The 12823-nt window shown below is 75.6% G+C and carries 11 protein-coding genes; 5 read left to right on the top strand and 6 right to left on the bottom strand.

Annotated features, from left to right (window positions below; all coding sequences use genetic code 11):
* The first annotated feature begins 124 nt into the window (after positions 1–124).
* Positions 125–1036 (top strand): hypothetical protein, encoded by a 912-nt coding sequence (locus tag OYE22_RS32775; protein ID WP_277323828.1) that lies wholly within the window; start codon positions 125–127, stop codon positions 1034–1036.
* Positions 1037–1068: 32 nt separating this feature from the next.
* Here the strand turns inward: OYE22_RS32775 and OYE22_RS32770 are convergent, their stop codons facing one another.
* The 3 genes from OYE22_RS32770 to OYE22_RS32760 all read right to left on the bottom strand — a co-directional run bounded on the left by OYE22_RS32770 (position 1069) and on the right by OYE22_RS32760 (position 3026).
* The gene (locus OYE22_RS32770; protein ID WP_277323827.1) at positions 1069–1611 is read right to left on the bottom strand and encodes an MOSC domain-containing protein; all 543 of its coding nucleotides are present in this window, start codon (positions 1609–1611) and stop codon (positions 1069–1071) included.
* Between the two features lie 106 nt (positions 1612–1717).
* Positions 1718–1900, bottom strand: coding sequence for a hypothetical protein (locus OYE22_RS32765; protein WP_187064778.1), 183 nt, complete (start codon positions 1898–1900; stop codon positions 1718–1720).
* 43 nt (positions 1901–1943) lie between these two features.
* Positions 1944–3026 carry an acyl-CoA desaturase gene (locus OYE22_RS32760; RefSeq protein ID WP_277323826.1) on the bottom strand — a complete coding sequence of 361 codons (1083 nt, stop codon included), beginning with the start codon at positions 3024–3026 and terminating at the stop codon, positions 1944–1946.
* Between the two features lie 368 nt (positions 3027–3394).
* Here OYE22_RS32760 and OYE22_RS32755 point away from each other — a divergent pair, with 368 nt between their 5' ends.
* The 4 genes from OYE22_RS32755 to xylB all read left to right on the top strand — a co-directional run bounded on the left by OYE22_RS32755 (position 3395) and on the right by xylB (position 10662).
* Positions 3395–6451 carry a DEAD/DEAH box helicase gene (locus OYE22_RS32755; protein WP_277323825.1) on the top strand — a complete coding sequence of 1019 codons (3057 nt, stop codon included), beginning with the start codon at positions 3395–3397 and terminating at the stop codon, positions 6449–6451.
* The gene (locus OYE22_RS32750; protein WP_277323824.1) at positions 6451–7893 is read left to right on the top strand and encodes an SWF or SNF family helicase; all 1443 of its coding nucleotides are present in this window, start codon (positions 6451–6453) and stop codon (positions 7891–7893) included. The genes OYE22_RS32755 and OYE22_RS32750 overlap by 1 nt, the downstream gene beginning before the upstream one ends.
* 374 nt (positions 7894–8267) lie before the next feature.
* Positions 8268–9086, top strand: coding sequence for a YceI family protein (locus tag OYE22_RS32745; protein WP_277323823.1), 819 nt, complete (start codon positions 8268–8270; stop codon positions 9084–9086).
* Positions 9087–9219: 133 nt separating this feature from the next.
* Positions 9220–10662: a xylulokinase gene (xylB, locus tag OYE22_RS32740; RefSeq protein ID WP_277323822.1), complete on the top strand. Its 1443-nt coding sequence runs from the start codon at positions 9220–9222 to the stop codon at positions 10660–10662.
* 26 nt (positions 10663–10688) lie between these two features.
* Here xylB and OYE22_RS32735 read toward each other — a convergent pair whose 3' ends face one another.
* From OYE22_RS32735 to OYE22_RS32725, 3 genes are all read right to left on the bottom strand, one after another.
* Positions 10689–11081, bottom strand: a complete 393-nt coding sequence (locus OYE22_RS32735; RefSeq protein WP_277323821.1) for a VOC family protein — start codon at positions 11079–11081, stop codon at positions 10689–10691.
* A gap of 109 nt (positions 11082–11190) precedes the next feature.
* Entirely contained in the window at positions 11191–11679 is a 489-nt protein-coding gene (locus tag OYE22_RS32730; protein ID WP_277323820.1) for a GNAT family N-acetyltransferase, read from the bottom strand.
* Positions 11680–11886: 207 nt separating this feature from the next.
* Entirely contained in the window at positions 11887–12747 is an 861-nt protein-coding gene (locus OYE22_RS32725) for a phosphatidylinositol-specific phospholipase C/glycerophosphodiester phosphodiesterase family protein (RefSeq protein ID WP_277323819.1), read from the bottom strand.
* Positions 12748–12823 lie beyond the last annotated feature (76 nt).

The raw sequence follows: 12823 nt of genomic DNA, 5'->3' as shown, positions 1-12823 counted from the left end.
CATCGGCCCGGCGGGTAGGCGGGGCGCCGTGAGGAGCGTACGGGTCGCGTCGAGGGTATCGACTCCGTGGTTACTCGCTGGTTAGGGTGCGCCCGCAGGGCAACGGCGGGGCAGGGAGGCTGCGGTGGTGACGACGGACGAGGCGGGCGACGAGGCGCTGTACGTGCTGACCGCGGTGCTGCTCACACCGGCGCGGTTTCCCGGTGTCCTCGGGGACGACTACCCGCAGGTGTGCCAGGCCCTCGGCCTCGCGCCCCGGCCCGACGGCTACGGTCTGGTGCTCGGCCAGGACGGTGCGGGCGCGCGCTGGACCGTGGTCACCGACGACGTGTCGCTGGTCGCCTGCGCGCTCGCGGCCTGGGACTGCGGCATGGACTACGACCTGACGCCGGGTGAGCGCAGCGTCGTGACCGCGCTGCCCGGCTGGCCGCTCGCGGTCGCGGTGGCGGCGCCGGGCGTACCGGCGCCGCACGATCCCGCTCCCGAGCCGGGCCCCGACGGGCTGGTCCGACCGCCACTCTGCCCACCGGACTGCGCACGCTGGGGGCCGGCCCAACGGCGGTTGGGCGCGGACGAGATCGCGCTGCGGTGGGCGGAGTGGCGGGAGCGGGTCGGCGACGACGTCACGTTCGTCCAGCCCGGCGCGGGCGCTGGCGCGGCCCCCGAGGCGGCCGGGCCTCACGCGGCCCCGGATGAGGTCCCCGACGCCGCGTTCGCCGACCCGTCGTCGCACACCGGGCGCACGGAAAGCGGGGACGCCGCGCCGGGTCACGCCGGCGTGCGGCGGGTGTTGCGCGAGGCTCATGGCTACCTCGACACTCCCCCGCCGCCGGGGCGAGTGCGCTCGGCGTACGCGTCGGGCCAGGCGCGCACCCTGCGCGCGGACGGGCCGGGGTGGAGCCTGGTGGCCAGGACCGACGACATCGCGTTCGTCCTGTTGGACGAGGAACCGGGCGAGGTCCTTCCGGTGGGGCGTGGCCCGGAGTTGCCCCGCCTGCTGGCCGCGTTGGATGCCCTGGCCGCGCGTTCGGCGTAGGCGCCATGTGCGCGGGGCCCGGGGCTGGGGCGCTACACGCGCTCCAGGGGGCGGTGCGGGCCGACCGGGAGTTCCACGCGGATGACGTCGCCCGGGCGGACCGCTCCGCCCTCGCGGACGATGCTCATGACGCCGGCCTTACGGACGACCTGCCCGTCCGCGTCCCGGCCCACGACCTGTTTCAGCAGCCCGTCGGAGAAGCGGTCGATCTGCCGGCACGGGTTGCGCAACCCCGTCACCTCGACGACGGCCGTCGCCCCGAGGCGCAGCAGGGTGCCCGCCGGCAGGCCGAGGAGGTCGACGCCGCCCGTGGTGACGTTCTCGCCGAGATCGCCCGGTCGTACGGTGAAGCCGGCCGCCGCCAGGTCGGGGAACAGCTCCGACTGGAGCAGGTGGACCTGGCGCAGGTTGGGCTGGGTGGGGTCCTGGGCGACGCGGGAGCGGTGCTGGACGGTGAGGCCCAGGTGGGCGTCGCCTGCCACGCCCAGCCCGGCGAGCAGGGTGACCTCCTCCCGTACGGGCTTGCTGAACGCGTGCTGGTCGTCACTGCACACCGCTATGACCGTCGCACCCATGCCGGCACGCTCCTTCCCTCGTGACCGTGGCTCGCCCCGGCATTCTGGCATTCGTTGCCCCTTGAAACCATGCCTCGTCGGCTGGGTCCGGGGGCTGCGGCGCTGGTCAGCGGCCCAGTTGCTTGCGCGAGGCGCGGCGCAGCCGGGTCCGCTGTGAGGAGTCGAGCAGGAGGTAGGCGCCGACCGGGACACCGATCATGACCAGGAACGCCAACCAGTTCGGGAGCAGCCACAGCAGCACCACTCCCGTCACCACTCCGCCAACGGCGACCTTCGCACGGTTCGACATCGTCTCCGCCTCCTCCTGCGCGTGTGCCGCTCTCTCCATCCTGTCAACGGTTGTCGGGCGCGGCTCGTTCCACGGGCTGGCGGAGCGGGGCGCCGACGTCGTGCATGTGGCGTAGGGCCCAGGCGTAGGAGGCGACGAGGCCGGTCTCGGTGTACGGCAGGCCGAGCCGTGCGCAGTGCGCCCTGACCAGGGGCTGGGCGAGCGGCAGGTGGGGGCGGGCCATGCTGGGGAAGAGGTGGTGCTCGATCTGGTAGTTCAGGCCGCCGAGCAGCCAGTCGGTGGCCCGGCCGCCGCGTATGTTGCGCGAGGTGACGACCTGGCGCTTGAGGTGGCCCCAGCGGTCGTGTCGCGGGTCGGGCATGTCCATGCCCTTGTGGCCGGGGGCGAAGGCCATGCCCAGGTAGAGGCCGAAGAGCGCGTGGTGGACGAGGGCGAAGACGGCCGCCTTGCCCGGGGAGAGTACGGCCAGCAGGAACCCGACGTAGCAGAGGTAGTGCGCGGCCAGCAGTGACGCCTCCACGACGCGCTCGCGCGGCTCCTGGCGGCGCAGGTCGCGCAGGCCGGAGACCTTGAGGTTGAGCCCTTCGAGAAGCAGCATCGGGAAGAACAGCCGCGCCTGGTGGCGGGTGAGCCAGCGGGTGAAGCCCTGGCGGAGCGCGGCCTGGTGCCGGGTCCAGACGAGGGCGCCGACCGCGACGTCGGGGTCCTTGTCGATGTGGTTGGGGTTGGCGTGGTGTCGGTTGTGCTTGTCGTTCCACCAGGCCCGGCTCATGCCGAGGAACAGGTTGCCGTGGACGAGGCCGATCACCGCGCTGACGCGGCGGTCGGCGGTGATCTGGGCGTGTCCGGCGTCGTGCCCGACGAAGGCGCTGCGGGCCCAGAAGACGGCCGCGGGCACGGCGAGGGCCACCACCCACCACGAGTCTCCGACCAGCGCGACCGCGGCCACGACGGCCGCCAGCGCCAGCAGGTTGCCGCCTATCCGCGCCACGTACCAGCCGGTGCGCCGCTCCAGCAGACCGGCCGCCCGTACCTCGCGCAGCAGGGGCGCGAAGTCGCTGCCCGCGGTGGGCGGGCGGGCACCGCCGAGCGGGGCGAGGGGAACTGCGGCGGTGGCCTGTGACATGGGGCGTCTCCGGTGCGCTGTGACGATCCCCGTGCGACCGCATGCCGTACGGGGTCTGACCTGGGGAAGCTATGCGCTACGGACCGCACACGACCATGGCGGACGCCCCCGGCCCGTGCGGGGGCCACGCCCCGTGGCCCAAGGGGGTGCTAGCAACACCCCCGGGCCCCGCGTCGGAGCGTTGGATCGGCATCGGCGCACGCCACAGGCGTGCGCCCGGTGGGCCGGGGCGCAGTCGGCGCCGCGTTCGCGGGGCACGGAACGGGAGCCGGGGCGACGTGGGATTCCTCACTGCGCGCGACGGCCCGCGGGCGTGCGGCGTCCGCTATCCTCGGCCGCCATCGGCGTTCACTAGTCAAATTTGAGGAATGCAGCAGCCTGTGACCCCACCTCCCCCAGCCCGCTCCCTGCCGCTCCCGCAACTCGCCCAGCTCGGCCGCTGCTCGGCGGTCTTCCTTCCCGGCGACCCGGCGCGTACCGGCCAGATCGCCTTCTGGCAGCCGGACGACCCCTCCCGCGCCCCCCTGAGCCCCGACGCCGACGCCGGCGCCGACTCCGACGCCAGCGCCGACTCCGACTCTGACTCTGACTCTGACTCTGACCGCGAGTTGACCGTCCTCGTCGCGGAGGGCTCGGACGTGGCGGCCCTGACGGTGCGCGCCACCGTACTGCCCGTACGCGACGCGCTGCCGGCGCTCACCCGGGCCAGGGCCGCGCGCACCGACGGCGCGGCCGCCTTCTGGGGCGCCGCCGCGGTGTTGGCCCTCCAGCTGGCCGCGCGCGGGCGGCTGTTGCCCGGGCTGAGCGCCGCCGACCACGACGCCTGGCGGGTCGGCCCGCTGGACGAGGCGGACCTGCTGCGCGTACGCGAACTGGCCGCGGCCATGCCGCCGGCCGCCCACGCGGCGCCGCTCCCCTCCCCGGACGCCGCTCCCGACATGGACCCGGGCGATCTGCTGCTGGCCGAGCCCGAGCACCTGTTGCGCTCCTTCCTCGACGCGGTCGCCGACGGGCTGCCGCGCTCCCCCGCCGCCGCGCTCGCCGCGGGCAGCCCCGCCTTCGCCGCGCCCGAGCCCGTGCGCCTGCCCGAGCAGCGCGCGTGGGCCGCCGGCATCGCCGCCGGGCACGACGCGGGGGTACGGCTCTCGCTGCGCGTCGAGGTCCTGGGGCTCACGGCGAGCGAGGTCGCGGACGGGCCGGCGACCGGGGCCGCCGGCGACGCCGACTCGGCTGCCGACGACAACGGCGCGCGGGCGCGGTTCCGCGCCGTGCTCCAGTTGCACAGCGCCACCGATCCCACGCTGGTGGCCGACGCCGCCGAGGTGTGGGGCGGCGACGCGCGACTGGCCGCCGAGTTGGGGCCGCGGGCGCGGATGGACGCGCTGCTGACGTTGCGCCGGGCGGCCCGGGCCTGGGCCCCGCTGGCGCCGCTGCTCTCCGCGGCCGTGCCGGACGCGCTCGACCTGGCCGACGAGGAGGTGAGCGAGCTGCTCGGTCCGGCGACGGCCGCGCTGGAGGCCGAAGGCGTGCGCGTGCACTGGCCACGGGAGCTGGCCCGCGAGCTGACCGCGCGCGCCGTGGTCGGCCCGCCCGACGACGCGTACGGGCGGGACGGCTCCGGGCTGCCGACCTTCCTCTCCGCGTCCGCCCTGCTGGACTTCAGTTGGCGGTTCGCGGTCGGCGACATGGAGCTGACCCGCGCCGAACTCGACCGGCTCGCCGAGGCCAACCGGCCGGTGGTGCGGCTGCGCGACCAGTGGGTGCTCATCGACCCGGCCGTGGTCCGCCGCGCCCGCGAACGCAAGGACCGTACGGTCACCCCGGTCGCCGCCCTCGGCGCCGCGCTGACCGGGCGGACCGAGGTCGCCGGCGCCGAGGTGGAGGTCGAGGCGACGGGCTGGCTCGCGGCGCTGCGCGACCGGCTGCTCGGGGCGGGCGCGCACGGGGAGAAGGGTGAGACGGCCGACGGGCTGGCCGAGCCGGTGCCGCAGCCGGCCGCGCTCGCCGCCACGCTCCGCGACTACCAGTTGCGCGGGTTGGCCTGGCTGCACCAGATGACCTCGCTCGGGCTCGGCGGCTGCCTCGCCGACGACATGGGCCTCGGCAAGACCATCACGCTGATCGCCCTGCACCTGCACCGCCAGACGGCGCCCGAGGCGGCCGGGCCCACGCTCGTGGTCTGCCCGACGTCGCTGCTCGGCAACTGGGAGCGGGAGATCAACACCTTCGCGCCCGGCACCCCGGTCCGCCGCTTCCACGGCTCCGCGCGCGACCTGGACGCGGTGCCGGACGGCGCGTTCGTCCTCACCACCTACGGCACCATGCGGCGCGACGCCGCGCGGCTGGCCGAGGTGGGTTGGGGCATGGTGGTCGCCGACGAGGCGCAGCACGTCAAGAACCCGTACGCGGCGACCGCGCGGGAGTTGCGCACCATCGGCGCGAAGGCGCGGGTGGCGCTGTCCGGCACCCCGGTGGAGAACAACCTCTCCGAGCTGTGGGCGATCCTCGACTGGACCACGCCCGGCCTTCTCGGGCCGCTGGCGCGCTTTCGCGCCCGCTACGGGCAGGCCGTGGAGGGCGGGGACCCGGCGGCGGCCGAGCGGCTTGGCAGGCTCATCCGCCCGTTCCTGCTGCGCCGCCGCAAGTCCGACCCCGGGATCGCGCCGGAGCTGCCGCCGAAGACGGAGACCGACCGGGCCGTGGCGCTGACCAGGGAACAGACCGGGCTCTACGAGGCGGTGGTGCGCGAGACCCTGGCCGAGATCGCGGGCGCGGACGCCTTCGCGCGCCGTGGTCTGGTGCTCAAGCTGCTGACCTCGCTCAAGCAGGTGTGCAACCACCCGGCGCAGTTCCTGCGGGAGGACGACCCGGTCATCGAGGGCCGCTCGGGCAAGCTGGAGCTGCTCGACGAGCTGTTGGACACCGTGCTGGCCGAGGGCGCCAGCGTGCTGGTCTTCACGCAGTACGTGGTGATGGCACGGCTCCTTGAGCGGCACCTGGCCGCGCGGGGCGTGCCCACCCAACTCCTGCACGGTGGCACACCGGTGGCCCGTCGCGAGGAGATGGTCCGCCGCTTCCAGGACGGGCGGGTGCCGGTCTTCCTGCTGTCCCTCAAGGCCGCCGGCACCGGTCTCAACCTCACCCGGGCCGAACACGTCGTGCACTACGACCGGTGGTGGAACCCGGCGGTCGAGGCCCAGGCCACCGACCGCGCGTACCGCATCGGCCAGACCCAGCCGGTGCAGGTGCACCGCATCATCGCAGAGGGCACGGTGGAGGACCGGATCGCGGCCATGTTGGAGCGCAAGCGCGAGCTGGCGGACGCGGTGCTCGGGTCCGGCGAGTCGGCGCTGACCGAGTTGTCCGACGCGGAGTTGACGGAGCTGGTGGCGCTCCGCCCGGCGAGCACCAGGGAGGCCAAGTGATGTCCCCCGACGACCTGAGCGCTATCCACGCTGAACACGACGGACACGAGGAGGACGAGCTGTACGACGGGGCTGACGAGGACGCGTACGAGGGGGCGGCGGACGAGCCCTACGGGGACGAGGCCGAGACGAGGCCCGGGCGGCCCGCGGGCGGCGGGGCGGTGGAGCGCATCTTCGCTGCGCTGCCGCCCGCGCACGGGCGGGGCTTCGCCCAGACGTGGTGGGGCCTGGCGTGGCTGAAGGCCCTTGAGGACACGGCGCTGGACAACCAGCAGCTCAAGAAGGGGCGCAAGCAGGCCAGGGAGGGCGCCGTCGGCGCGGTGAGCGTCCGGCCCGGACGCGTCACCGCCGTGGTGCGGGGCAGGGACCGCACGCCGTACCGCTCGGACGTGTTGCTGCGGGAGCTGACCCCGGGCGAGTGGGACCGGTTCCTGGACATGGTCGCCGACCGGGCGGGGCACATCGCCGCGCTCCTCGACCGCGACATGCCGCCGCACCTGGTGGAGGACGCCGCCGCGGCGGGCGTGGAACTCCTCCCCGGCATCGGCGACCTGGAGCCCGAGTGCGGCTGCGAGGCGTGGGACCACTGCCCGCACACGGCCGCGCTGTGCTATCAGCTCGCCCGGTTGCTGGACCAGGACCCGTTCGTGTTGCTGTTGCTGCGGGGGCGGGGCGAGCGGGAGTTGCTCGACGACCTGCAGGCGCGCTCGGCCGTGCGCGCCGCCGCACACGCTCCGCAGCGCGCGAGCGGCGCGCCGGCGCCGCGCACGATCCCGGCGCGTGAGGTGTTCGCGGAGGCGCTGGCCGTCGCTCCGCTGCCCGCGCCGCCGCCACCGGTGGCGGAGCCGGGCCGCCCGCCCCGGTTGCACGGCGAGGAGGCGCCGGCCGATCCGCCGGCGGGCGGGGTGCCCGTCCCCGACGCGGAGGCGCTGGAGTTCCTGGCGGCCGACGCCGCGGTGCGGGCGCGGCACCTGCTGACGCGGGCGTACGCGCCGGGCCACGCCGACGCCCCCGTACCCGCGGAGCTCACGGTGTGGCAGGACGCGGTGCGACTGGCCGCGACCGGGCCGGGTCCGCGCGTCCTGGCCCGGCTCGCGGCGGGCTGCGGCCGGGACGGCGCCGACCTCGACCGGGCCGTACGGGCCTGGGAGTACGGCGGGCGCGACGCGCTGGCCGTGCTCGACGAGCGGTGGACGCCGGACGCCGAGGCGCTGGCGCGCGCCGGCGCACAGCTCGCCCGGGCGTGGGAGGACGAGGCGGGCCGGCCCCGGTTGCGCGCCGACGGCAACCGGTGGACGGCGCACGACGGTCGGGCCCAGCTCCGCTACGGCCGCGACGGACGCTGGTGGCCGTACCGCGAGGAGGGTGGCCGCTGGTACCCGGCCGGGCCCGCGGCCACCGACCCCGCGACGGCGCTGGCCGGCGCGCTCCGCGCCGACTGACCCACCGGCCGGCGGCACACGCGCGGACGCGGCGGCGCACGCGCGCGGCGGCCACGTCCGCCGCCCCACGTCGGGACCGGCCGTCGAGAACGCACCGCCTTGCCGGGGCGGTACGCGCCGACTGGCCCACCGGTCGGCCTCGGCGGCCCCGCGACGGCCTTGGCGATCCTGGGGCCGGCAGCCCGTCGCGGGGCGTGCCGTCGGCCGAAGCCCCCCGTCCCGTTTGCAATGGCGACGGGGGTCTTGCATGGCCTTGTCCTTTCTGATGACACAATGCGGTGGTCGCACCTTCAACCACCTACTGCTCCAGAGAGGCCATGGGAATGGCATTTGCCCTGCTACGCCGTCGTCACCGCGTTACGGGGAGGGAGGCCATGCCCCTGCCACCGGGCTCCGGGTCGCTGGAATGTCTGGTGCTCGACCCGGTGCGGCTCCCGCTCCCCCGGGCCGAAGTTTCCGTTCGCGACGCCGAAGGCCGTGAGGTCGTACGCGGCCAGACCGACCCCAACGGCCGCTTCGCGACGACCGTGCGGCCCGGCGCGTACGGCCTCTCGATCACCTCCGACGGCTACCAGCCCGTGCGTCGCGACTGCCTGGCCGCCGACGGCGTGCGCACCACCGTCGACTCGGTGGCGATGGACCTCGCCCCGCAGCCCTCCCTGCCGACGCCCGGTGCGTGGCGCATCGACCCCGACCACAGCGCGGTGCGCTTCGTCGCGCGGCACATCGGGCTCGCCGCCGTGCACGGCCGGTTCAACCAGTTCCAGGGCACCCTGATGGTCGGGAAGCGGATGGAGGACTCCCACCTGGAGGTCGCCATCGACACCGCGAGCATCGACACCAACGTGCGCCAGCGCGACGACCACCTGCGCTCGGCGGACTTCCTCGACGTCGCCGCCTACCCCACCATGCACTTCGCCAGCGAGCGCTTCGTGCACCGCGGCGGGTCCCGCTGGTCCGTCCAGGGCGCCCTGAACCTGCACGGCGTCAGCCGCAGCGTCGCGCTCGACACCCGCTACCTGGGCCTTGGCACCGGCATCGCCGGGGAGACCCGGGCCGCGTGCAGCGCGACGGCCGAGCTGCACCGTGAGGACTTCACCCTCGACTGGCGCACCATGCTCGCTCGGGGCATCGCGGTGGTCGGGGCGACCATCCGGGTCGAGCTGGACATCCAGGCGGTCCCCGAGGGTTAGCTCACCCGGCGGATCACGGGCCAACGGTCGCCACACGCTGGACCGTTGGCCCGCCGCACGCCCTCTCCCGGCGGATACCATGCACGACCGTCCGCAGCGGACGCCGAGGCACCGCCAGCCTGGAGGAGAGCGCATGACCGTGGCCGCCGTACCCGAGGGACCGCTCGTCATCGGGGTGGACAGTTCGACCCAGTCCACCAAGGTGCTCGCCGTCGACGCCGCGACGGGCACGGTGCTCGCCCGTGGCCGGGCCGCGCACACCCTCAGCCCGGGCCCGGCCAAGGAGAGCGACCCCCGGCAGTGGTGGACGGCGCTGTGCGAGGCGCTCGGGCAGTGCGGCGACTACGCCCGCCAGGCCGCCGCCGTCTCGGTCGGCGCGCAACAGCACGGCCTGGTCACCCTGGACGCCGCCGGCGAGCCCGTCCGCCCGGCACTGCTGTGGAACGACGTGCGCTCGGCCGACCAACGCGACCGGCTGATCAGCGAGTTGGGCGGCCCGCGGGCATGGGCGCAGCGGCTGGGCAGCGTGCCACCGCCGGCCTTCACGGTGACCAAGTGGGCCTGGCTGCGCGAGCGCGAACCCGCGGCGGCCCGCGCGACGGCGGCGGTCCGGCTGCCGCACGACTACCTCACCGAGCGGCTCACCGGCCAGGCCGTCACCGACCGCGGGGACGCGTCAGGCACCGGCTGGTGGGGCACCGAACGCCAGGAGTACGACCAGCGGGTGCTCGACCACGTGGGGCTGACGACGCGGATGCTGCCCCGGGTGTTGCGGCCGGGTGAGGCGGCGGGCACGGTGCGCCAGTTGCCCGGGCTGCCGCTGCCCGCCGGCGCGCTGGTGGCCACCGGCACGGGCGACAACATGGCGGCGGCCCTCGGGCTCGGGCTGCGCGCCGGACAGCCCGTACTCAGCCTCGGCACCTCCGGCACCGTCTACGCCGTCTCCGACCAGCGGCCCACCGACCCCACCGGTACGGTGGCCGGCTTCGCCGACGCGCGCGACGCCTGGTTGCCGCTGGCCTGCACGCTCAACTGCACCCTGGCCGTGGACCGGTTCGCGGCCCTGCTCGGCCGCGACCGCGAGGCGGTGGAGCCCGGCGGCACGGTGACCGTGCTGCCCTTCCTCGACGGGGAGCGCACCCCGCACCTGCCCGCGGCCACCGGCATGCTGCACGGCCTGCGCCACGACACCACCCCGGGCCAGGTGCTCCAGGCGGCGTACGACGGCGCGGTGTACGCGCTGCTCACCGCGCTGGAGACGGTGCTCGGCCCGGACGCCGACCCACGGACGCCGCTACTGCTGATCGGCGGCGGCGCGCGGGGCACCGCGTGGCGCACCACCATCCAGCGGCTGAGCGGTCGCCCGGTGCGCGTGCCGCGCGCCCACGACCTGGTGGCCCTGGGCTCGGCGGCGCAGGCCGCCGGGCTGCTGCTCGGCGAGGACCCGGTGGCCGTGGCCCGGCGCTGGGCGACGGCTGACGGGCCGTCGTACGAGGCCGTGTCGCGCGACGACGCGGCGCTGGAGCGCATCGCGGCGACGCTGGCCGGCGCCGGCACACTGCTCGGCGCCGGCTGACCCGGTCGGCGGCCGCCGCCGGCGGCTCACCAGGTGGTCAGGCAGAAGGGGTGGCCGGCCGGGTCGAGCAGCACCCGCCACCGCTCGCCGCCCGGCTGGTGCGCCGGCTCGCGCGCGCCCAGCTCCACCAGGCGGCTCCGGGCCCGGTCGAGGTCGTCGACCGCGAAGTCGAGGTGGAACTGCTGCGGCGCGGCGGGGTCCGGCCAGCGCGGGGGCCGGTGGTCGGTGACGCGCTGAAAGCCCATGACGAGTCCGTCCGCGCGCGTGAGCCCGGCGAAGTCGGCGTTGGAGGCGGGGTGCGGGGTGAGTCCCGTGGCCCGCTGGTAGAACGCGGCGAGCGCCTGCGGGTCGGGGCAGTCGAGGGTGACGGCCGTGAGCCGCATGGGCGGGGACGTCGTCGGGTGCGGGGGCGTCGTCATGTGCGGGCGCCTGCCCACCGCGCCGTCGGCGCGCACGCCGGCGGTCGGCCTGGGCGCGCCGGCCCGGAGCCGCCCGGCCGCGCGGGGCCCGTACGGCGTCGGTCGGCGGTCACAGGGCGCGGTGCATGATGTGCAGCCCGACGAAGCCCTCGGTCGGGTGCTGGAAGCCCTCTGGCAGCGTGCCGATGACGGTGAAGCCCAGGGACTTCCACAGGGCGACCGCCCGGGTGTTGGTCTCCACGACCGCGTTGAACTGCATGGCGCGAAAGCCCTCGGCGCGGGCCCAGTCCAGGGCGTAGGTGCCAAGGGCCCGGCCGACCCCGCGCCCGGAGACCCGCGGGTCGACCATGAAGCTGGCGCTCGCGATGTGCGCGGCGGGGCCCATGTGGTTCGGGTTCATCTTCGCCGTGCCGAGCACCGTGCCCGCCTCGTCGACGGCCACCACGGTGCGGCTCGGCGGGGCGAGCATCCACATCTCGCGCGCCAGGTCCTCGCTCAGGTCACGCGGATAGGTGTAGGTCTCGCCCGCGGCGACGATCTCCCGCAGGAAGGGCCAGATGGCCGGCCAGTCGTCGGCGGTGGCAATGTTGATCTGCATGGCGGCCAGCATGCGCGAGGCCCCGCCGTGGGGCCAGCGAATTTTCGCCACCCCCTGCGGCGGGGCCCCGGCGTCGCGCACCCGCGCCAGTGGGCCAGCCGGCGCGCCGCGCCCCGCGCTCCTACGATGGGCCGATGAGCGCGGGAACGTCCGGCATAGATGCGGTGCCAGCGAAGTCGTCCTCCGTCCGCGTCCGCTGAGCGGGGCTCAGCGGGCCGCGCGCAGGAACGCCTCCAGGCCGGCCAGGTCGTCGGTGTTGAGGTGGTCGACGCCCGCGGCCAGCAGCTCGCTCCAGACCGCGTCCCGCGCCGGGCCCGCCTGGTCGGGCGTGGCCCAGAAGCGCACCCGCTGGCGTCGCGCGTGGGCGGTGTCCACGATCTGCCGCAGCTTGGCGCGCTCGGCCCTGGGCATCGGGCCCACGCCCGACCAGGTGAAGCTCTGCGTCCAGTTGCTGCTGATCAGCGGGATGAAGGAGGCCGGCACGCCGGTGCCGAGGTCGTCCAGGCGGCCGTCGTAGAAGGCGTGGCGCACGCGCTCGGCCTCCATCGCCGGCCGGGCGGCCCGGTCGCCGGAGATGACCGGGGTGACGGCGCCCTCGAAGACCCGTCCGCCGGCGGTGAAGCTCAGCATCGAGCGGTAGCGGCGCAGCCGCCTGGAGAGCACCCGGTAGGTGGCGTCGCCCTGGTTCTTGATGTCGATGAGCAGTTGCAGCGACTGGCGGTGGCCCGGGTAGACGCGCCCGCCGCCCGCCCGTACGCGGCGCAGCAGCGGGTCCAGGTAGAGCCGCTCCAGGGTGCGCGTGGGGTCGAGCTCCGCCTCCTCGTGCGCGACCAGGAGCTGACCGTCCACCAGCCAGATGTCGGCCTCGACGCTGGTGAAGCCGTGCGCCAGCGCGTCGTGCAGGGGGCGGGGGTGCTCGTAGTCGTTGTGCGCGTGCGCCTGGCGCAGCGGCGGCTTGCCGCCCGGGTGGCCGCCCCGTGCCTCGGCGTACGCGGGCGCGGCGATGCCGCCCGCCAGGGCGGTGGCTCCGAGGGTGACGACGAACGCTCGTCGGGTGCTGTGGGGCATGGCGGCCTCCTGGCTCTCGCCCCGGCGCGGGGCCGGGGGTGCACGACGGACGCCAGTGAGTATCGGTCGCGCCGAG

The organism is Streptomyces sp. 71268, assembly GCF_029392895.1.
Taxonomy (GTDB): Bacteria; Actinomycetota; Actinomycetes; order Streptomycetales; family Streptomycetaceae; genus Streptomyces.
The sequence above is the reverse complement of the archived record's forward strand: the minus strand, read 5'-3'. Positions and strand labels throughout refer to the sequence as shown.

Coding starts and splice junctions, on each gene's coding strand:
- OYE22_RS32770 (WP_277323827.1), bottom strand. CDS start 1,611: ATGGGTGCGACGGTCATAGCGGTGTGCAGTGACGACCAGCACGCGTTC.
- OYE22_RS32765 (WP_187064778.1), bottom strand. CDS start 1,900: ATGTCGAACCGTGCGAAGGTCGCCGTTGGCGGAGTGGTGACGGGAGTG.
- OYE22_RS32760 (WP_277323826.1), bottom strand. CDS start 3,026: ATGTCACAGGCCACCGCCGCAGTTCCCCTCGCCCCGCTCGGCGGTGCC.
- OYE22_RS32755 (WP_277323825.1), top strand. CDS start 3,395: ATGCAGCAGCCTGTGACCCCACCTCCCCCAGCCCGCTCCCTGCCGCTC.
- OYE22_RS32750 (WP_277323824.1), top strand. CDS start 6,451: ATGTCCCCCGACGACCTGAGCGCTATCCACGCTGAACACGACGGACAC.
- OYE22_RS32745 (WP_277323823.1), top strand. CDS start 8,268: ATGCCCCTGCCACCGGGCTCCGGGTCGCTGGAATGTCTGGTGCTCGAC.
- xylB (WP_277323822.1), top strand. CDS start 9,220: ATGACCGTGGCCGCCGTACCCGAGGGACCGCTCGTCATCGGGGTGGAC.
- OYE22_RS32735 (WP_277323821.1), bottom strand. CDS start 11,081: ATGACGACGCCCCCGCACCCGACGACGTCCCCGCCCATGCGGCTCACG.
- OYE22_RS32730 (WP_277323820.1), bottom strand. CDS start 11,679: ATGCAGATCAACATTGCCACCGCCGACGACTGGCCGGCCATCTGGCCC.
- OYE22_RS32725 (WP_277323819.1), bottom strand. CDS start 12,747: ATGCCCCACAGCACCCGACGAGCGTTCGTCGTCACCCTCGGAGCCACC.